Origin of the sequence: Phytohabitans rumicis, from assembly GCF_011764445.1 — a bacterium.
Taxonomy (GTDB): domain Bacteria; phylum Actinomycetota; class Actinomycetes; order Mycobacteriales; family Micromonosporaceae; genus Phytohabitans; species Phytohabitans rumicis.
On record NZ_BLPG01000001.1, the window covers coordinates 4,025,728 to 4,047,380 of the forward strand.

A 21,653-nucleotide genomic window follows, 5' to 3' on the forward strand; every position below is an offset into this window, starting at 1 on the left:
GAGGAACTTGAAAGCCGCGCGGCGTGGCGCCCCGAGATTTGCCCCGTAGACTCCACACGGTCAACCCCCGGTGCCATCCCCTCGGCCCTGAACCTGGAGCTCACCCCTCCATGCGTCTTCGCGTCGCAGTGATCATCACTGCTATCGCGGTCGTACTCGGCGGAGCTTTGCTCGCGCCGACGGCGTACTCGCGATTGAATGACAACGACCACGACGCGCCCGCCGCCAGCGGCGCCGGTGCGGGTGGCGCGGCGCCCGTGACCACGGTGCCGGCCACACCGTCCGCATCTCCTACACCTTCGGCGGCGCCCGACTCATCCGCGCTCGCCGCCGGGCCCGTAAAGATGAGCGTGGACGGCTTCTCGGCCTGGGCGCTACTCGACCGGAGCACCGGCAAGATCACGGGCTCGGCGAACCTCACGGCGACCAACTCGACCGAGTCGATGATCAAGATTTGGCTGGTCTCGGACTACCTCCGCCGCACCGCGCAGCCCTCGGCCGCCCGGTTGGCGCAGGCCAGCACCGCGATCCGGGACAGCGACGACAACGCGGCGCAGGCGCTGTACGAGGCGGGCGGCGGCGACGCGGTCGTCCAGCGAATGATCTCGACGTGCGGGCTGACCGACACGTCGATCGCCCGCCCCGGCTGGTGGAGCTACACCCAGATGTCCGCCCGCGACGCCGTACGGCTGGGCGACTGCGTCAAGAACGGCACCGCGGCCGGGCCGAAGTGGACCGCGTGGGTGCTGAAGGAGATGTCCCAGGTGCGCGGCACCACCGCCGCCGAGGACCAGCACGAAACGTCCGGCGGCGGCCGGTGGGGCATCATCGACGGCCTCCCCGACGCGGTCGTCAAGCAGGGGGTCGGCATCAAGAACGGCTGGACGGCGATCGGGGCCGACAACAACTGGCACGTGAACTGCCTGGCCGTGGCCGACGACTGGGTGCTCGCGGTGATGATGCGCTATCCCATCGACCTCGGTCTCAACTACGGCGCCAACGTCTGCAAGAGCGTTACCCAACAGCTGGTCCGGAGGTAGGCGTCTGATGGGTCGAAAGCGCCGTAGTAGTACGCGTGGACTCTGGTGGTTGCTCGGCGGTACGGCGTTCCTCGGCCTGGTGCTCGCCGGCCTCGGCCTGCGTACCCTGCCGGGCTCGCCGCTGGCCGCGACCGCCGCCGGCTCGCTGTGGGAGGCCACTACGGGACCGTCGGCCTCCGCCAAGGCATCGCCGACGCCCTCGCCCAGCCCGTCCCTGGAGCCGCTCCTGGTCGAGCCGGGGAAGGTCACCGTCAAGGCCGCCGGCTTCTGGAACTGGGCCATGCTCGACCAGCGCACCGGCAAGATCTACGGCTCGTCCAACATGGCGTCGACCAGCACCACCGCCTCGCTGATCAAGGCGTGGATCGGGGCGGACTACCTGCGACGAGCGGCCGAGAACGGGCAGAAGCCCAGCGCCGCCCGCATGCAGCAGCTCCGCATCATGATCCGGGACAGCGACAACGCCGCCGCGTCCTCGCTGTGGCAGGTGGTCGGCGGCGCCGCCTCGGTCAACCGCCTCATCAAGATCTGCAAGCTGACCGACAGCAAGGCGAGCAGCAACTGGAGCAACACCCGGCTGTCCGCCCGCGACACCGCCCGGATGGGCGCCTGCATCGCCGACGGCCGCGCCGCCGGCAAGCAGTGGACGAACTACCTGCTCAACGAGATGCAGGAGGTACGCGGCGTCGGCGACTTCGGCGTCCGCAAGGCGTTCCCGACGAAGGTGGCACAGACCATCGCGATCAAGAACGGCTGGGTGACCCGCAGCGCCACCAACGAGTGGAACGTCAACTGCCTCGCGATCGGCGACGGCTGGACGATCGGCGTGATGACCCGGTACCCGGCCAACCTCGGCTACACGTACGGCGCCAACATCTGCAAGAGCGTGGGCCAGCAGCTCAAGGTTTAGCTCTCGCTCGCCTCACTCGTAGAACGCCGGGCCCTCCGCCGGGAGGGCCGGAACGGCGCCGCGCTCGGCCGCCCGTGCCGCGAACTCGCGCAGGCCAGCCACCTGGCGCGCGCCGAGCGAAAAGTCCAGCGCCCGGAAGTACGACGCGAGCGTCGCCGCGTCGAACGGCTCCCACCGCGCCGCGCTCGTCGCCACCTCGTCGAGCTCGGCCAGGCACAGGTCGCGTGAGCGCAGGAACGACTCGTGCACCTCCTTCACCACGCCCGGGTGATCGGTGACGAACTCCCGGCGGGCCGCCCAGACGGCGAAGACCATCGGCAGGCCGGTCCACTCCCGCCACGCCTGCCCGAGGTCGGTGACGGCCAGACCCCGGCGTGGCGCCTCGTACAGGGCGCGCAGCGCGACGTCGCCGATCAGCACGCCGGCGTCCGCCTCCAGCAGCATCTGGGTCAGGTCCGGCGGGCAGCTGAAGTATTCGGGGCTGGCGCCGTACCGGTCGCCGAGCAGCATCTGCGCGAGCAGGACGCCGGTGCGGGACGTCGAGCCCAGCGCTACCTTCGCCCCGTCGAGGTCGGGCAGCGGCCGGGTGGAGACGACGTTGACCGAGAGCACCGGACCGTCGCTGCCCACCGCGAGGTCGGGCAGGAGCAGCAGATCGTCGGCGTTCCGGAGGTACTCAACGAGCGATATGGGCCCGATGTCCAGATCGCCGGCCACGAGCGCGGCGCTCAACCGGTCGGGCGAGTCCTTGTGCAGGTCGACGTCGATCAGCGCGCCGGAACGCATGAGACCCCAGTAGATCGGCAGACAGTTCAGGAACTGGATGTGGCCGACTCGTGGGCGCCTCATGATCCCCACCGTATCGGGCACCCCGGGCGGCGGGTCGGGCGGTCCGCGGAGAAGTGGCCAACGCCGCACCTCCGCCTACGGCCTCCGGTTGACCCTCCAACGCCGCTTCAGCTCAGCGACCACTGCGAGGACCTCGTCGTCGGGGACGGCGGCACCGAGTTGCGCAACGAACTTCTGTGCCCCCAAAGCAAGTTCCTGCTCGTCCACCCGTTCGGCCAAGGCGAGCAGGTCAATACGCTTTAGAAGCTTCTTGGTGATAGGCCTCTTCGCGTCCCAAAATGCGAGGGACTGGAAGAAGCCTTCGGCCTCGTCAGTGGCGAGGAGGGCTGCGACGATACCGGCCTCGGCCGGGTCATGGAAAGGCAGCAGATAACAGGTATCGTCGAAAAATACGGGCTTTCCGGCCACCGGGCCCACTGCCCGGAAGCTCGCCGACTTATGCAGACCCGAGACGGCTATCTTGTACGGTGCAAATGAATAATCACCGATACCGAAGATGCAGAACCGAGGGCGATTCCGGTAAATCGAAGACTTGCGACCGTCCAGAACGTCGGCATTCTTACTGAGATATCCCCAGAGCCTCGGAGCGTCTCGCTCCAGAAGTCGTGTGTCTTCACCGAGGGCACGCTGCGGCACGATCACCCGCCTACGCGGGTCAAGTTTTGACCGAAAAACATCGGTGCCCTTCAAGAGGGGATAAACGTAGTCGTCTTCGACGTCGACAATACGATCGCTCGGCAGCTCCATGACGCTCGCAGCATCATGCTTCATCCCCTGGCGCCATTCGACCGGGCATTCACCATCCAAATAGCGAGCCCGCTCATATGCATCAAGATCGGCCACAAGACGCCCGTCGACCATGCCGAACCTTCGTGCGGGATCGACCGATTCTAGCGTGTCGTACAGGTCGCACACTTGATCGGCACCGCCCTGGCCTTCCGCGCCCACCTCAATAGTGAGCAGGCACGCGTCGACGGCAGCGGCAAACCACTTCTTCGCGTCGATGAGCCGTAGCGAGGCGGAGGAGATAGGCAGCCCAATACGCCACGAGTGTTCCAACACGTTGCGAGCGACCTGAGTCTTGCATAGTAGGCTAATCACTGGGCGGTGCGAGCGAAGTTCAGAGATAAGCTTCAGCCAAATAAACTCAGCGATATCGAAGTTTGACGCACCAGTCAATGCGTCCATCCCGGCCAGGTTCTTGATGTTGACACGTTCTGGGCGGTTGTTGGAGTCAAGCCGCGTAAGCTGGGCATTGGTCACCCATGGCGGATTCCCGACGACGAGCATCGGACCTTCAATGCGCCACGACAAATCTGTTCCAGCATTCATCGAAAAGAGGTCAGACTCGATAATGTCAGCGGACGTGCGTCGTGCTTCACCGACATACCCGCTCTGTATTTCAATGCCTATAAGATGCGCTTCCTCAATTTCGCTTGCCAACTCATGGAGAAAGTTTCCGACCCCACACGTAGGTTCGAGGATCCGCTTCCAACTCCGCTTCGGAAGTGACCGGAGTACCCGCTGAGCCAGTTCGCGCGGCGTCTGAAAATCGCCAAACTCATTATTTGGCACGCAGATCCTCCACTCCGGGCTGACCACCAAATTGCGCAGCCTTTATCGCGTGTCCGTATTGAAGCCGCCACTGCAAGGCGTTCGAGATAGTAATGTACCCCAGCTCGGGTGGATCTTGCGAGATCCTGATGGCCAAACTCCGTCGACTCTCGGGGTCCAGGGGAATATTGCGATCCTCCAGGTAGGCGTCGATATCGTCGACGACACCCTCTAGATCGAATAGCGCATTGTCGATCATATTCCGAATGCCACGCGTCAGCTGATAGTCCGCCGTACGTTCACGCTCGATAAAGATCACGTTGCGTATGTCTAGCCGAGCGGTCGCCGTCGAGGGCGAGTCGACCTTGTCGTACACCATTACTAACAGGTGATAGCCCAGCCCGTACACCTTCTGCACCGCATCCCGAAACGGGCAACTCGACTGCGGTTTGCTATACGACGTAACCTTTAGGTCCACGTCAAGATCTGGAAAATCGATCCCTTTTGCGGCATTGCCAGGGATGTGGAGGAAATTGTTTGTGATGTAGGTGTTGAACCCGGCCTCAACGTATGTTCCTACCGCCTTTCCGTCGGTGACTCCGTATAGCTCTGGTATCTCTCGCTTACTCAAGTCGTCCGCATAGGCGACCGCCGCGACCTTGAGAGCTTGAAGGTTGAGGGGTTCCTGCATGTAAGCATCCCTCCCAGGACCGGCCAGCTAATGGTGGTCATACCCGGCGATCACCGTGGTGATGTTATCCCGCAGGCAGGCGATGATGTTGCACCGTCGCCCAGTAAATCGGTCGCGGGCGGGTACGACCGCGGGTAGCGTAGAACGCTCTCTCGGGCACAGCCGGCACCGCGTCGTACGGAGCGCCGGGCGGCCCATCCGACAACCACATGCGGAAGGTCCGCCGGATGACCCTGCCTGCCCACGATCTCGAGACCGAACGCGCCCACCTCACCGCCTCCCGCACCGCGCTGCGGCGGATGCGGGAGCGCGCCGAGGCACTCTTCTCGACCGGCGAGAACGTCGCCGGCGACGCGTACGCCGCCGAGACCCTCGGCCGTACGCTGTCCCGCCGGGTCGCCGAGCTGGCCGACGACCCCAACACCCCGCTCTTCTTCGGCCGTCTCCGGTTCGCCGACAGCGACCACCACATCGGGCGGCGGCACGTCGTCGACGCGGTGGGCGAGCCGATGGTGCTGGACTGGCGGGCGCCGATCTCGACCGCGTTCTACCGGGCGAGCGCGCGGGACCGGCGCGGGGTCAACACGCGGCGCCGGTTCGGGTTCTCCGGCGGCGTGCTGACCAGCTTCGAGGACGAGCACCTGGACCGCGGCGAGGAGTTGGGGACCGCGTCGCGGATCCTCACCGCCGAGATCGAGCGTCCCCGGGTGGGACCGATGCGCGACATCGTCGCCACCATCCAGCCCGAGCAGGACGAGCTGGTCCGGGCCGAGCTAGGCGACTCGATCTGCGTCCAGGGCGCCCCCGGCACCGGCAAGACGGCGGTCGGCCTGCACCGCGCGGCGTACCTCCTCTATGTGCACCGCGAACGCCTACGCCGCTCCGGCGTGCTCATCATCGGGCCCAACCGCGCGTTCCTGTCGTACATCTCGGCGGTGCTGCCCGCCCTCGGCGAGGTCGAAGTGGCCCAGACCACGGTGGACGAGCTGATCGCCGCTGTGGCCGTACGCGGCACCGACGCCCCGGAGGTCGCCGCCCTCAAGCACGACGGCCGGATGGCGACCGTGCTGCACCGGGCGCTGTGGGGCAATGTCCGCAAGCCGGACGCCCCGATCGTCGTGTCCGACGGGTCGTACCGGTGGCGGATCGCCGAGGAGCCGCTGCGCCGGGTGGTCGACGAGGCGCGCCGGGAGGGTCTGCCGTACGGCACCGGGCGGGAGCGGGTCCGGGCGCGCGTGGTCGGCCTGCTGCAACGCCAGAGCGAGGCGCGCCGCGGCGACTCACCCGGGGACCCTTGGCTACGCCGGATGGGGCGGGCGAAGCCGGTCACCGACTTCCTCGACGCGGTCTGGCCGGCCGTCACGGCGGAAGGGCTCGTGTTCGGGCTGTTCTCCGGCGCGGACACGCTGGGTCGGGCGGCCGGCGACCTGCTCACCGAGGCGGAGCGGGAGCGCCTGCTCTGGACCAAGCCGGCGCGGTCGGCCAAGGCAACCCGGTGGAGCGCCGCCGACGCCGTACTCATCGACGAGGCGGCCGGGCTGATCGAGCGACCGTCCGGATTCGGTCACGTCGTGGTCGACGAGGCGCAGGACCTGTCCCCCATGCAGTGCCGCGCCATCGCACGGCGCAGCGAGCACGGCTCGATCACGCTCCTCGGCGACCTAGCGCAGGGCACCGCGCCCTGGGCCGCGACCGACTGGGCGGAGTCGCTGCGACACCTCGGCAAGCCGGACACACCCGTCGTACCGCTGACCATGGGCTTCCGGGTGCCCGCCGCCGTCGTCGAACTCGCCAACCGGCTGCTCCCGGCGCTCGCGGTCGACGTACCCGAGGCACGGTCGCTGCGCCACGACGGCGAACTCACCGTCCGCGAGGCGCCCGACGTGGACGCGGCGGCGGTGGGCGAGGTGCGCGCGGCGCTGGCACACGAGGGCTCGATCGCGGTGATCGCCGCGGACGCCGCGACCGAACGGCTGCACGCGGCGCTGGCCGCGGCGGGGGTGCCGGCCGCGGGCGTCGACGACCAGACGGCCCGGGTCGCGGTGGTGCCCGCCAGCCTGGTCAAGGGCCTGGAGTACGACCACGTCGTGGTCGTCGAGCCGGCCCAGATCGTGGCCGCCGAACCCCGCGGCCTCCACCGCCTCTACGTGGTCCTGACGAGAGCCGTCTCCCGCCTAGCTATAGTCCACGCCACCCCCCTCCCCGCCCCTCTTTCCCCCTTTTCCCCCGTCGATCAAGGGCAAACGGTCGTGCTTTGATCTCTTTTCCGCGGCCGTTTGCCCTTGATCGGCGCGGAAATCCTTGATCGACGTGGCTGGGCGGGTTGCCGGGGCGAGCTCTTGTGCAACGTACGCAACGGTGTAATCGTGTAATCATGCGTGACAGGACTTGGGCGGGAGCCCGAAACGAGCCGCCGCCGGCCGATGACGCGGCGGCGTGGGTCACCGGTGCCGTGCCGGAGGGGTGGTTCAGCGAGCCGCCCGAGGTCGTGGTGGACCGGGACGAGATTGTGATCTTCGGGCGACTGCCGGATCCGCAGCTCGCCGAGGGTGCCACCGAGGCGGATCGGGGCGCCGCCGAGGCGGGACGGATCGCGCAGCACCGCGAGGACACCCGCGACCGGCGGATCCGGATCGCTCAGCAGCTTGAGCACCGCTACCAGCGCAAGGTGGCGTGGGGCGCGGTGTGCGGCGGCACCCGGGTGCTCTTCACCAGCCTCTCCGCGCCGGTCATGACCCGGCTGCGCCAGCCCGAGCGGCAGGTGCTCGACACGCTGGTCGAGGCGGGCGTGGCCCGGTCACGGTCGGACGCGCTGGCCTGGTGCGTACGGCTGGTCGGCCAGAACGCCAACACCTGGCTGGACGACCTACGCAACGCCATGGGCACCGTCGCCGAGCTGCGTCGACAAGGACCTGACAGCACGCTCAGTTGATCAGGGACGCTGTCCGGGGCACGCCGACGACACGCCAGACGCATTCCCTGATCACCGGGGAGAGGCGGGAGGGCGCCAGGATCACCGGGGAGAGGCGGGAGGGCGCCAGCCTAGGGAGCGGGAGGCTCCGCGGGAGGCGGTCAGGACGGCGGGGATGTAGGGGGCGGGCGACTCTGTCGAGGGGACTACCACGGAGAGGGCGGCGGCTACGCCGGCCGGGGTGAGGATTGGGGCCGCGATCGACAGGGCGAGGGGGTCTAGGAGGCGGTCGCTGATGGCTACGCCGGTGCGGCGTACCTCGGCCAGGAGGCGGCGTAGCTCGCGGGGTGACGTCACGGTTTGCGGCGTGAAGCGCGTCAGCGGCTCCGCGAGCACCCGCTCCTGCAGGGCGGGATCGGAATGCGCCAGCAGCGCGAGCCCTACGCCGGTGGCGTGCAGGGGCAGCCGCCCGCCGACGCGCGACACCACGCCGACGGCGCCGCGGGCGGAGAGGCGTTCCAGGTAGAGCGCCTCGGTGCCGTCGAGCACGGCGAGCTGGACGTTCTGGTGGGTGGCCTCGTAGAGGTCCTCCAGGTACGGCATGGCGTGCTCGCGCAGGCCCAGGCCGCGCGGGGCGAGCGCGGCGACCTCCCACAGCCGCAGGCCGATCCGGTAACGCCCCTCGTCGTCCCGCTCCAGCGCACCCCAGGCGGCCAGCTCGTGCACCAGCCGGTGCGTGGTGGTCAGCGGCAGGCCGGCCCGGCGGCTGAGCTGGGAAAGCGTCAAGCGAGGCTGCTCAGCGGTGAACGCCTCGAAGATCCGCAACGCCCGGGACAGGACCATGTGAGCCATCATCCCTTCCGCAGAGCGGAAGACAGCACCATCGCCAGGTCACGGCGATGCAGGCTGCTCTCATGCGTACCCGGATAGCGATCGTCGGTGCTGGACCGGCGGGCCTGATGCTGGCCCACTTGCTGTATCTGCGCGGCATCGACGCCGTGGTGTTGGAACGGCGCAGCCAGGAGTACGTCGAGCGACGGGTGCGCGCCGGCGTGCTGGAGCACCCGACCGTCGAGCTGCTGCGCGAGGCGGGCGTCGCCGACCGCCTGGACCGCGAGGGCATGCCGCACCACGGCCTCTCGCTGCGCTTCGACGGCGAAGACCACCGCATCGCGCTCGCCGACCTCACCGGCCGGTCCATCACCGTGTACGGCCAGCAGGAGGTCGTCAAGGACCTCATCGCCGCGCGGCGCAAGACCGGGGAGCCGCTGCACTTCGAGGTGTCCGACGTGGCGATCGACGTCGACGCGCCGGCCGTCACCTTCACCGACGCGGAGGGAAAGCCGCAGCGGCTCGACTGCGACTTCGTCGTCGGCTGCGACGGCTCGCACGGGGTGAGCCGGGCGTCGATGCCGGCGGCGACGTACGCCCACGAGTATCCGTTCGCCTGGCTGGGCGTGCTGGCCAAGGCGCCGCCGTCGCACAGCGAGCTGATCTACACGTACCACGAGCGGGGGTTCGCGCTGCACAGCATGCGGTCGCCCGAGATCACCCGGCTCTACCTCCAGGTCCCGCCCGACGAACGGCTGGACGACTGGTCCGACGGCCGGATCTGGGACGAGCTGGGCCGGCGGCTGGCGGCGAGCGGGTTCACGCTGTCGACCGGGCCGATCCTGGAGAAGAGCATCACCACCATGCGGAGCGTCGTCACCGAGCCGATGCGCCACGGGCGGCTCTTCCTGGCCGGCGACGCGGCGCACATCGTGCCGCCCACCGGCGCCAAGGGCATGAACCTGGCGATCGCCGACGTACGGGTGCTCGCCGAGGCGCTGGAACGGTACTTCGCCAGCGGCAGCACCGACCTGCTCGACGCGTACAGCGACACATGCCTGCGGCGCGTCTGGCGGGCCGAGCACTTCTCCTGGTGGATGACCAGCATGCTGCACCAGGCCCCAGACGCCGACGCGTTCCAGCGCCGCCTCCAGCTCTCCCAACTCCGGTACGTCGCCACGTCCACCGCGGCCGCCACGAGCCTCGCCGAGAACTACGTGGGCCTGTAGCGTCGATCCAGGAGGCCAGCATGAGCCTGGATGCCCTGCGTGACGAGCTGACCGAGGTGCTCAGGGACGGTGTGATCACCGACCCGGCCCACCTGCGGACGTACGAGTGTGACGCGTTGACCGGCTACCGCGTGGTGCCCGCCCTGGTCGCCCTCCCCCGCGACGCCGCACAGGTGGCCGCCGCCGTACGCGCTTGTGCCGCGCACGGCGTGCCGTTCGTGGCCCGCGGCGCCGGCACCGGGCTGTCCGGCGGCGCGCTGCCCACGGCCGACGGCATCGTCATCTCGCTGCAACGGCTGCGCCGGGTCGTCGACGTCGACCCCGTCGACCGGCGCGCCACGGTCGAGCCGGGGGTCACCAACCTGGACATCAGCCTGGCCGCCGCCAGGTACGGGCTGTACTACTCGCCCGACCCGTCCAGCCAGCAGGTGTGCACGATCGGCGGCAACGTCGCGGAGAACTCCGGCGGGGCGCACTGTCTCAAGTACGGCTTCACCGCCAACCACATCCTGGCCATCGACGTCGTACTCCCGGATGGGACGCCGACCCGGCTCGGCGGCGACGCGCCCCACCAGGCCGGGTACGACCTGCTCGGCGCGTTCGTGGGCACGGAGGGGACGCTGGGCATCGTCACCGGGGTGGTGGTCCGGCTGCTGCACACGCCGGCGACCGTGCGCACGCTGGTCGCCGACTTCGACTCCACGAAGGACGCCGGGGACGCGGTCACCGCCATCATCGCCGCGGGCATCCTGCCGGCCGCGATCGAGATGATGGACAACCTCGCGATCCAGGCGGTCAACGCGACGGTCGACGCCGGCTTCGACCCGGACACGGCCGCGCTGCTCATCGTCGAGCTGGACGGGCCGGCCGACGAGGTGCAGGCGCGGTTCACCGAGCTTTTGGAAAAGTGCACGCGAGCCACCCGGGTCACCGTCGCCCGGGACGCCGCGCATCGGGCGCAGATCTGGCAGGGGCGCAAGGCGGCGTTCGCGGCGGTCGGCCGGCTCAGCCCCAACTACTTCGTGCAGGACGGGGTGGTGCCGCGCACCCGCCTGGGCGAGGCGCTCACCCGGATAGCGGCCATGGGCGACGCGGCGGGCATCCGGGTCGCCAACGTCTTTCACGCCGGCGACGGCAACCTGCACCCGCTGGTGCTCTACAGCGAGGCGCGCGGCGAGCACGACCGCGCCGAGGCGCTGTCGACCGCGATCGCGGAGCTGTGCGTGGAGCTGGGTGGCTCGCTCTCCGGCGAGCACGGCATCGGCACCGACAAGGCATGCTCGATGCCGCGGATGTTCTCCGCGGACGACCTGGCCACCATGCAGCGCCTGCGGGCGGCCTTCGATCCGCGAGGGCTGTGCAACCCCGGCAAGGTCTTTCCCACGCCGCGGCTGTGCGGGGAGCGGCCCGGCCCGTACCGGCCGCATCCGCTGGAAGCGGCCGGCGTCATCGAGCGGCTATGAAGCCCACCTCGCTGGCCGAGTTGCGCGACGCGGTGCGGGACAGCACCGGGACGCTGCTGGTCAAGGGTGCCGGCACCGCAAGCGGCTGGGCCGGCACGCCGACCGGCGTCGACCACGAGCTGGAGACGACCGGGCTGACCGGGATCGTCGCGTACAACCCGGCCGACATGACCGTCGCGGTGCGCGCCGGCACTCGTTTCAGCAAGCTCCAGGAGGAGCTGGCCGCGAACGGCCAGCGGATCGCACTCGACCCGGCTCGCGTGCAGGCCGGCGCCACCGTGGGCGGCCTGATCGCCACCGCCGACTCCGGCCCGCTCCGGCACGGGTACGGCGGCCCGCGCGACCTGCTCATCGGCGTGACCATGGTGCTCGCCGACGGCACGGTCGCCCGCTCCGGCGGCCACGTCATCAAGAACGTCGCCGGGTACGACCTCGGCAAGCTGCTGTGCGGCTCGTTCGGCACGCTCGGGGTCATCGCCGAGGCGGTGTTGCGGGTGCACCCGCTGCCGCCGGCCACCCGTACGGTGTCGATCCCGTGCGACGTCACCGAGGCGGTGGAGCTGACCGGCCGGATCCTGGAGGCTCGGCTGGAGCCGGCCGCGCTGGAGTGGTACGGCGGCGCCCTGCACGCCCGGTACGAAGGGCTGGAGTCCAGTGTGGAGCTTCGGGCGGCCGCCACGCCGGGCGGGACCGTCGACCATGAGGCGAGCCGGGTCTGGGACGGCGAGTTCGTGGTGCGCTGCGGCAGCCGGCCCAGCCAGCTCCCGGCCGTCGCCAAGCACGCCACCGCCATCACCAGCAGCGTCGCCGTCGGCGTACACACGCTCGCCGTCGACAGTGCCACGGCGGTGGAACGGCTGCGGGACGAGTTCGAGCTCACGGTGTGCCGCCGCCCCGCCGGTTCGGACCTGCCGGCGTGGGGCCGCCCGCACCCCGCCGTACCGCTGATGCGGGCGGTCAAGCAGCGCTTCGATCCGGCCGGCCGGCTGGGTCCGGGCCGATTCGCCCCGTGGTTCTGAAGCGAAAGGCAGGAGGCGCCGTGGCATTCGAGGTACGCCGGGAGCTGCTCGACGAGTGTGTCCACTGTGGCTTCTGCCTGCCGACCTGCCCGACGTACGTGCTCACCGGCGACGAGGCGGAGTCGCCGCGCGGGCGGATCTACCTCATGGACCTCGCGACGCGCGGCGAGGCACCGGTGGCCGGCCCCGTCACCCGGCACCTCGACTCGTGCCTGGGCTGCCTCGCCTGCGTGCCGGCCTGCCCGTCCGGGGTGCGCTACGACGCGCTGATCGAGGCGGCCCGCCCGCAGCTCAACCGCGAGGTGCCCCGCGACCGGCTGTTCCGCGCGCTCGTGTTCGGGCTCTTCCCGTACCCGCGCCGGCTGCGGGTCGCCGCCCTCCTCGGCGTGCTCTATCAGCGGCTGGGCCTGCGCCGGCTGGCACGCCGGCTGCCGCCGCGACTGCGCGCCCTGGACGGGCTCCTGCCGCCGGTGCGCGTGCGGGACCTGTTCCGGCGTACCCCGTCGACAGCCGGGGTAAGAGGCGGGTGGCGCTGTTGACCGGCTGCGCGCAGCGGGTGTTCTTCTCGCACGTGAACGCGGCCACCGCGCGCGTCCTCGCGGCCGAGGGCTGCGAGGTCGCGGTCCCGCGCGGGCAGGGCTGTTGCGGCGCGCTCAGTCTGCACACCGGCCGCGACGAGGAGGCGCGGCGGTTCGCGCGGCGCACGGTGGACGCCTTTTCCGGGTACGACACGGTCGTGGTCAACGTGGCCGGCTGCGGCTCGGTGCTGAAGGAGTACGGCGAGCTGCTGCGCGACGATCCGGCGTACGCCGAGCGGGCCGCCGCGTTCGCGGCCCGCGTGCGGGACGTCACCGAGGTGCTCGCCGAGCTGCCTCCGCTGGCCCCGCGGCACCCGCTCGCCGCACGCGTCGCCTACCACGACGCCTGCCACCTGGCCAACGCCCAGCGCATCACCGAGCAGCCCCGCGACCTGCTGCGGAGCATCCCCGGCGTGGAGCTGGTCGAGGTGCCGGAGGCGAAGATCTGCTGCGGCTCGGCGGGCGTCTACAACCTGCTGGAGGCCGAGACCGCCGAGCAGCTCGGCCGGCGCAAGGCGGAAAACCTGGCGTCCGCGCGCCCCGACCTGATCGCGACCGGCAACGCCGGCTGCCTGCTACAGATCAGCCGGTACGCCCAGGGCGTCCCGATCAAGCATCCGATCGAACTGCTGGACGCGTCGATCCGGGGTGTGAACCCGTAGCGGTCATGCTGCCCAGCAGGGCGAGCGCGTGCTCGGACGGGCTGCCCGGCTCGGCGTGGTAGACGATGAGCAGCTGCCCGGCCGCGCCGTTGACCGTGAACGTCTCGTACGACAGCGTCATCTCGCCCACCATCGGGTGGATGAGGCGCTTCGTGCCCGCGGTCTTGGCCTTGACGTCGTGCCGCGCCCACAGCCGCCGGAAGTCCTCGCTCTTCAGCGACAGCTCGCCGACCAGCTCGGTCAGCCGCGGGTCGTCGAGGTCCGTGCCGGCGCTGGCGCGCAGGCTCGCCACCGTCTCGGCCGCCACGGTGGCCCAGTCGGCGTAGATGCAGCGCGCGTCGGGCTCCAGGAACGCCACCCGAAGCTGGTTCTGCCCCCGTACCGAGCAGTGGTTGACGGCGGCCGCGAGCGCGTTGTTGGCGAGCACGTCCAGGTAGCGGCCCAGCACCAGGGCCGGCGTGCCGGACCATGCCGCCAGCAGGCGCAGCAGGCTGGGGCTGACCCGTTCGGGCCGCCTGGGCTGGCGCCGCCGCCGGGTCACCGGCCGGGCCAGCTCGCGCAGGTGCGCCAGGCCCTCGTCGTCCAGCGAGAACACCCGCGCCAGCGCCTCGACCACCTGCTCGGACGGGTGCTTGTCGCGCCCCTGCTCCAGCCGTACGTAATAGTCGGCGCTCATCCCGGCGAGCAGCGCGACCTCCTCGCGGCGCAGGCCGGGCACCCGGCGCCGCCCCGGGTCGGGCAGCCCGAAATCGCCGGGGCGGGCCAGCTCCCGCCGTGCCCGCAGGAACTCGCCGAGCCGGTTCTCGCTGTCCATCGTCCGAGCGTATGCGGGGTTCCGATGCGTTGCCTGGTCCCCGCACTACCAGGAAAAGGCCGTCCTGGAAGCCGGCGCGGGCCGGCGCCACGGTGGGGGCATGACAAACACTCTTTCCGGCCGCGTGGCGGTCGTCACCGGAGCCACCAGCGGTATCGGCGCGGCCACGGCGAAGCGGCTGGCCGCCGAGGGCGCGGCGGTCGCCCTTGTCGGGCGGCGCGAGGACCGTCTCAAGGATCTAGCCACCGAGATTGGTACGAACGCGCTCCCGGTCGCCGCGGACGTAGGTGACCGGGACGCGGTCAACGCCGCCGCGGCGACCATCCGCGCGACGCTGGGCCGGGTGGACCTGGTCGTGGCGAACGCGGGTGTGATGCTCGCCGCACCGTTCGAGGCGGCGCAGACCGTCGAGTGGGACCAGATGATCAACACGAACGTCAACGGCCTGCTCTACACCGGCCGGGCCTTCATCGACGACCTGCTCGCGACCGCGGCGGACGGCAAGCCGGCGGACCTTGTACACGTGGGCTCGATCGGTGGGCACACGGTCTTCCCGAACTACGGCGTCTACACCGCGACCAAGGCGGCCGTCGCGCACCTGACCCGCAACCTGCGGGCGGAGTTCGGCCCGCGCGGCGTACGGGTGAAGAACGTCGAGCCCGGGTTCGTCCACACCGAGTTGGGCGACGGCATGCGGGACGCCGGCCAGCGCGCCACCCTCATCGAATGGCGGGACTCCCTGGAGGTGCTCGTCTCCGAGGACATCGCCGACGCCATCGCGTACGCCGTCGCGACGCCGACCCGGATGAACGTCGCCGAGCTGATCGTCGTGCCGACGCAGCAGGGCTAGGACTTCGCTTTCTTGGGGGTCTTCGAGGGTGCCGGCGTACCCAGCAGGTTTTCGCAGTATGCCGGCACCTTCTTTCTGGTGCCCGCCGCCTCGATCAGCACCCGGAGCTCCGCCGCCGTCAATGCCTTCGCCGGCTTCTTCTTTCCGGACTCCAGCCAGGTCCGGCACAGTTCCGCCGCGGCCGACGACGCCGGAGGCGTCTCGGTGGATACGGGCTTCGCCGCGGTAGGGGACGGGGCCGGACGGGGCTTCTTGCGCGGCGGCGGCGCCCCCACACCTCGTGCGCGGTCTGCTGGGCACCGCTCGGCAGCACGCCCGTCTGAGCCGCCACCGCCGACCCGCCGACCATGATCACTGCCGTCCCGGCGGCCACCCACAGGGCCGAGGAACGCCGCTGCCATGAGGGAGCCGGCCCGGCACCCGGCGCAACTGCCATGGGGGACCCCACTCGCGGCGCAGGGCGGACCACCAGCGCCGGCGCGGCCGAGCGGCGGCTCGATCGGCGGTCCGGACCGCCCGCTCGAATGCGGCCATCACCTCTTGCTGGCCGACCAGCTCATCCGGGTGCGGTGGAGCGGACGCGGCGGCGAGCAGCCTGCTCAACTCCGGGTGCTCGGGCCCGACCGGGTCACCCGCGAGCACCCGTTCGGCATCGCGCCGGCTGAGGCGGCGCCGCCAGTTCCACTGCATGCGCTACACCCCCTCCGGCGGCGCGGGCTTGAGCCCCAACGACGGCCCGGCCGCCCGCCGGCGGGCCTGCACCTCGGCGTTCCCGGCCAGGCGGCGCAGCCCGCGCATGGCGGCGATGCGCACCGCTCCCGGCCGCTTGCGCAACACCTGCGCGGTCTGGGCCACGTCCAGCCCGACGACCACCCGCAAAGCTACGGCCTCGGCCTGATCCTTGGGGAGCGAGGCGATGACGTTCAGCGCCCAGGCCGTGTCGGACCGCTGGATCACCTGGTGGGACGCGTCCGGCGCGGTGGTCGGCATGTCCTGATCGGACAGTTCTCGGGGTTCCTCGCGACGGCGGCCCGCGCGCCGGTGCTCGTCGATCGCGCGGTGCCGGGCGATGCGAAAGAGCCACACCCGGAACGCGGGCGCGTCGCCGGCAAAGGCGGGCAGGTCACGGGCGGCCTGAAGCCAGGTCTCCGAGGCGACGTCTTCGGCCGCGTCCCGGACGATGACGCGAAGATATCTCAGGAGTGATGGTTGCAAGGAACGCCAGAGATGGGCGAAAGCCGCGGAATCCCCCCGTACGGCCGCGACCAGGGCCCCGGCTAGTTCCTCGTCGTTCAAGAGAACTGTTCCCGTCCCAGGCGTTGTCGATCTAGGAGGGTAACAGCAATCGGATCATGGTGGGCCGACCCCTGAGGTCGGATCCGGCTGGTGGATGCGGGTGCGGTCGTCGAAAATGATCGGCGTCCGGTCCTGGGTCTGGTTCAGCGCCCACAGCCCGATGAGGTCGGCGACGGCGAACACGATCGCGATCAGCACCGCCAGGATCAGCCGGCGCCGCCGCTCCCGCCGCCGCCACTGCGCCCGCGCCGGCTCGTACGCGGGTGGCGCCGCGTCGACCTGAGCGGCCAGCGCGTCCAGCGTCTCGCGCAGGCGTTCTTCGGTGCTGCTGTCGCTCATCATCGCCGTTCCTCCAGCACGCGCGTGAGGGCGGCCATCCCGCGCGAGGTGTGTGACTTCACCGCGCCGCAGGAGATGCCCATCGCGGCGGCGATCTCGGCTTCGCGCAGCCCGAGCCAGTGCCGCAGGACGAGCGCCTCCCGTTGCCGCGCGGGCAGTTCCTTGAGCGCCGCGACCAGCGCCCGCTGGTCATCCTGCAGCAGCGCCTCGGTCTCCGCGGAGCTGCCGGGCAGCATCCCGGCATCCGGCGTGGCGTGCCTGCGCACGACCTGGAGGTGGCGCAGGCGCATCCGGGTGAGGTTGCAGACCACCGACCGCAGGTACGCCACCGCCGCGCCCGCCTCGCGCAGCTTCTTCCAGCGCCGGTAGAGCTGGTAGAACGCCTCGGCCACGATGTCCTCCGCGTCGTCGGCGCCGAGGAGCACGGCGAGCCGCAGCATCGCCCCGTACTGGGAACCGAAGATTTCGGCGAGGGCCGCGTCCTGGTCGACGGCCACCTCGATCGGCGTGGTCATGTGATCCGCACCGCCGTCCGGGTGCCGGCGAGGACCAGCGTGAGGCCCGCCGCCACGGCGAGGTTCAGGGCGAACGCGACCAGCGCGGCGTACACCGGGACGCCGGCCACGGACACCACCGCGGAGAAGCCGCCCCAGACCACCAGCAACGTGCCGGCGACCATGCCGACCGCCCAGCCCGCGAGGAGCGCGCGCCGGTCCAGCCAGGTCGTGAAGAGGCCGATCGCGATCGCCGGGAACGTCTGCAGGATCCACACCCCGCCGAGCAGTTGGAGGTTGATGGCGTCCTGGTTGCGCAGGCCCAGGACGAAGGCGACCGCGCCCACCTTCGCGGTCAGCGACACCAGCTGCGCGATCCGGGTCTGGTGCTTGGGCGTCGCGGTCGGGTGAAAGTACTCGACGTAGATGTTCCGGACGAACGCGGTCGCCGCCGCGATCGACATCACCGCCGCCGGCACCAGCGCGCCGACTACAAAGGCACCGAAGAGTACGCCGGTGAGCGCGGCCGGCATGAGCTGCTTGACCAGCAGCGGGACGGCCGATTCGGCGTTCCCCGGCGGGGCCTCGACACCGGCGGCGAGCGCCGCGATCCCGAGGACGCCGAAGAGCCCGAGCACCGCGGTCCAGGCCGGCAGCGCCACCGTGACCTTGCGCAGCGTCTGCGGGCTGGACGCGGCGAACGCGGCGGTCAGCACGTGCGGGTACATCAGCAGCGCCATGGCCGAGCCGAGCGCGAGCGTGGCGAACGCCGGGTACAGCTCGGGGTCGAGGGTGAGCGCGGTGTGCCGGGCCTCGGCGCTCTCGAACATCCGGCCCGGACCGCCCAGCTCGTCCAGGACCACCGCCACCACCGCGAGCGTCGCGCCGAAGATCGCCGCGCCCTTGACCATGGAGATCACCGCGGGCGCCCGGAGCCCGTGCCGGTACGTGGCCGCCGCCAGCACCGCGAACACCGCGATCAGGGCCAGGTCGCCGGCCAGCCCGCGCGGGTACAGGCCGCCCGCCGTGAGCACGGCCCGGATGCCGAGCAACTGCAACGCGATGTACGGCATCGTGGCCAGGATCCCGGTCAGCGCGACGGCCAGGGCGAGCAGCGGCGAGTCGTACCGGCCCTTCACGTAGTCGGCCACGGTGATGTAGCCGTGCTCGCGCGCCACCGCCCACAGCCGCGGCAGCAGCACGAACGCCAGCGGATAAACGATCACCGTGTACGGCAGCGCGAAGAACCCGAGCGCCCCGGCGCCGTAAACGAGCCCGGGTACGGCGGCGAACGTGTACGCGGTGTAGATGGTCCCGCCGAGCAGGAACCAGGTGGTGGGTGCCCCGAAGCGCCGGTTGGCCAGCGCCCAGCCCTCCAGCGTCGGCAGCGAGTCGTCCCGCCGGAACCAGCGCGCGGCGACCGCGACCAGCGACGTACCGCCGACAACGGCGAGAAACGCGCCGACGGTCAGAGGCTCGGGCATGATCTTAGGTTGCGCACGGGCCACATCCGTTTACACGAAACATCGGCGAAATCTCCGGTAAACCAGTTCCACAGGTCCGGCAACTCTGCCATGTGACGTCGAACACCGCACGACTGGTCGCCGCCGGATGCCTCGCCGCACCCTTCGTCGGCCTGCTCTGGGTGCCCTTGTACGGCAACGGTCCCAGTTGGGGCGGTGTGCCGTTCTTTTACTGGTATCAACTGGCTTGGGTGCCTTTGAGTGTTCTACTCATGTCTGTCGCGTACCTGCTGCTCCGCCGCCGCTAACCCCCGGAGGCCCCCATGTCCCGCTTCAAACTCCGATCCGTACTCATCTGGTCCGCCGTGGCGATCGCCGGCGCGGTCGCCTGGGGAGTGCTCGCCCTCTCCCGTGGTGAAGAGATCTCCGCCATCTGGCTGGTCATCGCCGCCCTCGGCTCGTACGCCATCGCGTACCGCTTCTACGCCCGGTTCATCGTCCGCAAGGTCCTGCGCGTCGACGACACCCGCGCCACCCCGGCCGAACGGCTGGACAACGGCATGGACTACCAGCCGACCGACCGGCGCATCCTGGTCGGCCACCACTTCGCCGCCATCGCCGGCGCCGGACCGCTGGTGGGCCCGGTGCTCGCGGCGCAGATGGGCTACCTGCCGGGGACGATGTGGATCGTCTTCGGCGTGATCTTCGCGGGCGCGGTGCAGGACATGGTGATCCTGTTCTTCTCGATGCGCCGCAACGGGAAGAGCCTGGGGCAGATGGCCCGCGACGAGATCGGCGCGGTGGGCGGGGTGGCGGCCCTGCTGGCCGTGTTCTCCATCATGATCATCCTGCTCGCGGTGCTGGCGCTCGTGGTCGTCAACGCTCTGGCGAAGTCGCCGTGGGGCACGTTCTCGATCGCGATGACCATCCCGATCGCCCTGCTGATGGGCTTCTACCTGCGCGTACTGCGGCCCGGCCGGGTCATCGAGACCACCGTGATCGGCGTCGGCCTGCTGCTGCTCGCGATCGCCGCGGGCGGCTGGGTGCAGGAGTCCAGCTGGGCCGACGCGTTCACGCTCAGCCCGAAGACGCTGGCCGTCTGCCTGGTGGTGTACGGCTTCTTCGCCTCCGTACTGCCGGTGTGGATGCTGCTGGCACCGCGGGACTACCTGTCCACGTTCATGAAGGTCGGCACGATCGGGCTGCTGGCGATCGGCGTGCTCATCGCCGCGCCGAACCTGCAGACCGAGGCGGTCACGAAGTTCGCCAGCAGCGGCACCGGCCCGGTCTTCTCCGGCAAGCTCTTCCCGTTCGTCTTCATCATCATCGCCTGCGGTGCGCTGTCCGGATTCCACTCGCTCATCGCGTCCGGCACCACGCCCAAGATGATCCAGAAGGAGTCGCAGGTCCGGCTCGTCGGCTACGGCGCGATGCTGATGGAGTCGTTCGTCGCCGTCATGGCGCTGATCGCGGCCTGCATCCTCGAACCCGGCCTCTACTATGCGATGAACGCGCCGGCCGGCGTGCTCGGCTCCACAGTGGAGAGTGCCTCCGCCGCCGTCTCCAACCTCGGCTTCACCATCTCCCCGCAGGACCTGAGCGCCGCCGCCGCGGCGGTCGACGAGCAGACCCTGGTCGCCCGTACGGGCGGCGCGCCCACCCTGGCCATCGGCATGTCGGAGATCTTCTCCAGCGTGCTGGGCGGGGCGTCACTGAAGGCGTTCTGGTACCACTTCGCCATCATGTTCGAGGCGCTCTTCATCCTGACCACGGTCGACGCCGGCACCCGCGTCGGGCGGTTCATGCTGCAGGACACGCTCGGCAACGTCTGGAAGCCGATCGGCCGGGTCAGCTGGCTGCCCGGGCTCTGGGCGACCAGCGCCGCCGTCGTACTGGCCTGGGGCTACTTCCTCTACACCGGCGTGACCAACCCGCTCGGCGGGATCAACCAGCTCTTCCCGCTCTTCGGCATCGCCAACCAACTGCTGGCGGCGGTCGCGCTCGCGGTGGCCACCACGATCCTGATCAAGAGCGGGCGGCTCAAGTGGGCCTGGGTCACCGCCGTACCGCTCGCCTGGGACGCCACGGTCACGCTGACCGCGAGCTGGCAGAAGGTGTTCTCCGACGACCCGCGCATCGGCTTCTTCGCCCAGCGCGACCGCTACGCCAGCGCCCTCGACCGCGGCGAGATCCTGGCGCCGGCCAAGAGCCTCGACGACATGCGGGCGGTGGTCACCAACTCCACCGTGGACGGTGTGCTGTCGGCGCTCTTCGCGATCCTGGTCATCCTCGTCATCGCCAACGCCATGCTGGTCTGGTGGCGCGCCATCCGCGCCCGCACACCGCTGCCCACGACCGAGACCCCGTACGTGGAGTCGAAGATCGTGGCCCCGTCCGGCCTCTTCCCGACCGCCGAGGAGAAGCAGCGCGAACTCGTGGGGACGGGCACTTGAGACGGTTCGTCGCGACCATCCGCTGGTACCTGCGCGAGCTGACCGGCGAGGCGGCGTACGACCACTACGTCGAGCGGCACCGGCGCCTCCACCCGGAGGAGCCGCTGCTGTCCCGGCGCGACTTCGAACACCAACGCTGCGACCGCCGCGACGACACCCCCACAGCCACCTGCTGCTAACCCGCCCTCCCCGTGCCGCCGGCACGGC

Annotated in this window: 23 protein-coding genes; 13 read left to right on the forward strand and 10 right to left on the reverse strand. The window is 70.3% G+C overall.

Translation table 11 applies throughout. The features are described 5' to 3' along the window. Positions 1-110 precede the first annotated feature (110 nt). Together Prum_RS17790 and Prum_RS17795 are read left to right on the forward strand one after the other, a co-directional pair. Positions 111-1,040, forward strand: coding sequence for a serine hydrolase (locus Prum_RS17790; RefSeq protein ID WP_173077563.1), 930 nt, complete (start codon positions 111-113; stop codon positions 1,038-1,040). A 7-nt stretch (positions 1,041-1,047) separates the two neighbouring features. Beyond that, the gene (locus Prum_RS17795) at positions 1,048-1,950 is read left to right on the forward strand and encodes a serine hydrolase (protein WP_173077564.1); all 903 of its coding nucleotides are present in this window, start codon (positions 1,048-1,050) and stop codon (positions 1,948-1,950) included. Positions 1,951-1,962: 12 nt separating this feature from the next. Here Prum_RS17795 and Prum_RS17800 read toward each other — a convergent pair whose 3' ends face one another. The 3 genes from Prum_RS17800 to Prum_RS17810 form a co-directional block, all read right to left on the reverse strand. Then, on the reverse strand, positions 1,963-2,799 hold the full coding sequence (locus Prum_RS17800) for a menaquinone biosynthetic enzyme MqnA/MqnD family protein (protein ID WP_173077565.1): 837 nt from the start codon (positions 2,797-2,799) through the stop codon (positions 1,963-1,965). A gap of 75 nt (positions 2,800-2,874) precedes the next feature. Beyond that, positions 2,875-4,374, reverse strand: coding sequence for a DNA methyltransferase family protein (locus Prum_RS17805; protein ID WP_173077566.1), 1,500 nt, complete (start codon positions 4,372-4,374; stop codon positions 2,875-2,877). Continuing rightward, positions 4,364-5,044 carry a type II restriction-modification system restriction endonuclease gene (locus Prum_RS17810; RefSeq protein WP_173077567.1) on the reverse strand — a complete coding sequence of 227 codons (681 nt, stop codon included), beginning with the start codon at positions 5,042-5,044 and terminating at the stop codon, positions 4,364-4,366. The genes Prum_RS17805 and Prum_RS17810 overlap by 11 nt, the downstream gene beginning before the upstream one ends. A 227-nt stretch (positions 5,045-5,271) precedes the next feature. Here Prum_RS17810 and Prum_RS17815 point away from each other — a divergent pair, with 227 nt between their 5' ends. Both Prum_RS17815 and abmR read left to right on the forward strand, forming a co-directional pair. Next, the gene (locus tag Prum_RS17815; RefSeq protein ID WP_173077568.1) at positions 5,272-7,302 is read left to right on the forward strand and encodes a HelD family protein; all 2,031 of its coding nucleotides are present in this window, start codon (positions 5,272-5,274) and stop codon (positions 7,300-7,302) included. 116 nt (positions 7,303-7,418) lie between these two features. Continuing rightward, a complete protein-coding gene (abmR, locus tag Prum_RS17820; RefSeq protein ID WP_246277955.1) occupies positions 7,419-7,976 on the forward strand; it encodes an ATP-binding transcription factor AbmR in 558 nt (185 codons plus the stop codon). Between the two features lie 81 nt (positions 7,977-8,057). On the opposite strand, the gene Prum_RS17825 is transcribed toward abmR, so the two are convergent. Further along, positions 8,058-8,798 carry an IclR family transcriptional regulator gene (locus Prum_RS17825; RefSeq protein WP_246277956.1) on the reverse strand — a complete coding sequence of 247 codons (741 nt, stop codon included), beginning with the start codon at positions 8,796-8,798 and terminating at the stop codon, positions 8,058-8,060. 71 nt (positions 8,799-8,869) lie between these two features. Between Prum_RS17825 and Prum_RS17830 the strand changes: the two genes are divergently transcribed. The 5 genes from Prum_RS17830 to Prum_RS49610 are packed head-to-tail and all read left to right on the forward strand — an operon-like array spanning position 8,870 to position 13,737. Then, positions 8,870-10,015, forward strand: coding sequence for a 4-hydroxybenzoate 3-monooxygenase (locus Prum_RS17830; RefSeq protein ID WP_173077570.1), 1,146 nt, complete (start codon positions 8,870-8,872; stop codon positions 10,013-10,015). Positions 10,016-10,035: 20 nt separating this feature from the next. Next, positions 10,036-11,478 carry an FAD-linked oxidase C-terminal domain-containing protein gene (locus tag Prum_RS17835; RefSeq protein WP_173077571.1) on the forward strand — a complete coding sequence of 481 codons (1,443 nt, stop codon included), beginning with the start codon at positions 10,036-10,038 and terminating at the stop codon, positions 11,476-11,478. Then, positions 11,475-12,497, forward strand: a complete 1,023-nt coding sequence (locus tag Prum_RS17840; RefSeq protein WP_173077572.1) for an FAD-binding oxidoreductase — start codon at positions 11,475-11,477, stop codon at positions 12,495-12,497. The genes Prum_RS17835 and Prum_RS17840 overlap by 4 nt, the downstream gene beginning before the upstream one ends. A 20-nt stretch (positions 12,498-12,517) precedes the next feature. Continuing rightward, on the forward strand, positions 12,518-13,036 hold the full coding sequence (locus Prum_RS49605; protein ID WP_218577276.1) for a 4Fe-4S dicluster domain-containing protein: 519 nt from the start codon (positions 12,518-12,520) through the stop codon (positions 13,034-13,036). Continuing rightward, positions 13,024-13,737, forward strand: coding sequence for a (Fe-S)-binding protein (locus tag Prum_RS49610; protein WP_218577277.1), 714 nt, complete (start codon positions 13,024-13,026; stop codon positions 13,735-13,737). The genes Prum_RS49605 and Prum_RS49610 overlap by 13 nt, the downstream gene beginning before the upstream one ends. On the opposite strand, the gene Prum_RS17850 is transcribed toward Prum_RS49610, so the two are convergent. Then, entirely contained in the window at positions 13,685-14,551 is an 867-nt protein-coding gene (locus Prum_RS17850) for a helix-turn-helix transcriptional regulator (RefSeq protein WP_173077573.1), read from the reverse strand. The two genes, Prum_RS49610 and Prum_RS17850, sit on opposite strands and share 53 nt — an antisense overlap. A gap of 100 nt (positions 14,552-14,651) precedes the next feature. Between Prum_RS17850 and Prum_RS17855 the strand changes: the two genes are divergently transcribed. Beyond that, positions 14,652-15,401 carry an SDR family oxidoreductase gene (locus Prum_RS17855; RefSeq protein ID WP_173077574.1) on the forward strand — a complete coding sequence of 250 codons (750 nt, stop codon included), beginning with the start codon at positions 14,652-14,654 and terminating at the stop codon, positions 15,399-15,401. 351 nt (positions 15,402-15,752) lie between these two features. On the opposite strand, the gene Prum_RS17860 is transcribed toward Prum_RS17855, so the two are convergent. Genes Prum_RS17860 through Prum_RS17880 form a run of 5 tightly spaced genes read right to left on the reverse strand, consistent with a single transcriptional unit; the run spans position 15,753 to position 19,014 of the window. Beyond that, on the reverse strand, positions 15,753-16,091 hold the full coding sequence (locus Prum_RS17860; RefSeq protein ID WP_173077575.1) for a hypothetical protein: 339 nt from the start codon (positions 16,089-16,091) through the stop codon (positions 15,753-15,755). Positions 16,092-16,094: 3 nt separating this feature from the next. After that, positions 16,095-16,697 (reverse strand): RNA polymerase sigma factor, encoded by a 603-nt coding sequence (locus Prum_RS17865; protein WP_173077576.1) that lies wholly within the window; start codon positions 16,695-16,697, stop codon positions 16,095-16,097. A gap of 54 nt (positions 16,698-16,751) precedes the next feature. Next, the gene (locus Prum_RS17870; protein ID WP_218577278.1) at positions 16,752-17,036 is read right to left on the reverse strand and encodes a hypothetical protein; all 285 of its coding nucleotides are present in this window, start codon (positions 17,034-17,036) and stop codon (positions 16,752-16,754) included. Next, positions 17,036-17,551 carry a SigE family RNA polymerase sigma factor gene (locus Prum_RS17875; RefSeq protein ID WP_173077578.1) on the reverse strand — a complete coding sequence of 172 codons (516 nt, stop codon included), beginning with the start codon at positions 17,549-17,551 and terminating at the stop codon, positions 17,036-17,038. Before Prum_RS17875 ends, Prum_RS17870 begins: the two co-directional genes overlap by 1 nt. Then, the gene (locus Prum_RS17880; protein ID WP_173077579.1) at positions 17,548-19,014 is read right to left on the reverse strand and encodes a sodium:solute symporter family protein; all 1,467 of its coding nucleotides are present in this window, start codon (positions 19,012-19,014) and stop codon (positions 17,548-17,550) included. The genes Prum_RS17875 and Prum_RS17880 overlap by 4 nt, the downstream gene beginning before the upstream one ends. A gap of 92 nt (positions 19,015-19,106) precedes the next feature. On the opposite strand from Prum_RS17880, the gene Prum_RS55075 reads away from it, so the two are divergent. From Prum_RS55075 to Prum_RS17895, 3 genes are read left to right on the forward strand one after another with little or no spacing between them, the layout of a single operon-like run. Continuing rightward, the gene (locus tag Prum_RS55075) at positions 19,107-19,301 is read left to right on the forward strand and encodes a DUF3311 domain-containing protein (RefSeq protein WP_173077580.1); all 195 of its coding nucleotides are present in this window, start codon (positions 19,107-19,109) and stop codon (positions 19,299-19,301) included. 15 nt (positions 19,302-19,316) lie between these two features. Then, positions 19,317-21,446, forward strand: a complete 2,130-nt coding sequence (locus tag Prum_RS17890; protein ID WP_173077581.1) for a carbon starvation CstA family protein — start codon at positions 19,317-19,319, stop codon at positions 21,444-21,446. After that, positions 21,443-21,625: a CstA-like transporter-associated (seleno)protein gene (locus tag Prum_RS17895; protein ID WP_173077582.1), complete on the forward strand. Its 183-nt coding sequence runs from the start codon at positions 21,443-21,445 to the stop codon at positions 21,623-21,625. Before Prum_RS17890 ends, Prum_RS17895 begins: the two co-directional genes overlap by 4 nt. Positions 21,626-21,653 lie beyond the last annotated feature (28 nt).

Excerpts from the sequence above, each read along its gene's own strand:
- Prum_RS17790 (WP_173077563.1), top strand. The coding sequence starts at position 111 with ATGCGTCTTCGCGTCGCAGTGATCATCACTGCTATCGCGGTCGTACTC.
- Prum_RS17795 (WP_173077564.1), top strand. The coding sequence starts at position 1,048 with ATGGGTCGAAAGCGCCGTAGTAGTACGCGTGGACTCTGGTGGTTGCTC.
- Prum_RS17800 (WP_173077565.1), bottom strand. The coding sequence starts at position 2,799 with ATGAGGCGCCCACGAGTCGGCCACATCCAGTTCCTGAACTGTCTGCCG.
- Prum_RS17810 (WP_173077567.1), bottom strand. The coding sequence starts at position 5,044 with ATGCAGGAACCCCTCAACCTTCAAGCTCTCAAGGTCGCGGCGGTCGCC.
- Prum_RS17815 (WP_173077568.1), top strand. The coding sequence starts at position 5,272 with ATGACCCTGCCTGCCCACGATCTCGAGACCGAACGCGCCCACCTCACC.
- abmR (WP_246277955.1), top strand. The coding sequence starts at position 7,419 with ATGCGTGACAGGACTTGGGCGGGAGCCCGAAACGAGCCGCCGCCGGCC.
- Prum_RS17825 (WP_246277956.1), bottom strand. The coding sequence starts at position 8,798 with ATGGTCCTGTCCCGGGCGTTGCGGATCTTCGAGGCGTTCACCGCTGAG.
- Prum_RS17830 (WP_173077570.1), top strand. The coding sequence starts at position 8,870 with ATGCGTACCCGGATAGCGATCGTCGGTGCTGGACCGGCGGGCCTGATG.
- Prum_RS17835 (WP_173077571.1), top strand. The coding sequence starts at position 10,036 with ATGAGCCTGGATGCCCTGCGTGACGAGCTGACCGAGGTGCTCAGGGAC.
- Prum_RS17840 (WP_173077572.1), top strand. The coding sequence starts at position 11,475 with ATGAAGCCCACCTCGCTGGCCGAGTTGCGCGACGCGGTGCGGGACAGC.
- Prum_RS17850 (WP_173077573.1), bottom strand. The coding sequence starts at position 14,551 with ATGGACAGCGAGAACCGGCTCGGCGAGTTCCTGCGGGCACGGCGGGAG.
- Prum_RS17855 (WP_173077574.1), top strand. The coding sequence starts at position 14,652 with ATGACAAACACTCTTTCCGGCCGCGTGGCGGTCGTCACCGGAGCCACC.
- Prum_RS17860 (WP_173077575.1), bottom strand. The coding sequence starts at position 16,091 with ATGCAGTGGAACTGGCGGCGCCGCCTCAGCCGGCGCGATGCCGAACGG.
- Prum_RS17870 (WP_218577278.1), bottom strand. The coding sequence starts at position 17,036 with ATGAGCGACAGCAGCACCGAAGAACGCCTGCGCGAGACGCTGGACGCG.
- Prum_RS17875 (WP_173077578.1), bottom strand. The coding sequence starts at position 17,551 with ATGACCACGCCGATCGAGGTGGCCGTCGACCAGGACGCGGCCCTCGCC.
- Prum_RS17880 (WP_173077579.1), bottom strand. The coding sequence starts at position 19,014 with ATGCCCGAGCCTCTGACCGTCGGCGCGTTTCTCGCCGTTGTCGGCGGT.
- Prum_RS17890 (WP_173077581.1), top strand. The coding sequence starts at position 19,317 with ATGTCCCGCTTCAAACTCCGATCCGTACTCATCTGGTCCGCCGTGGCG.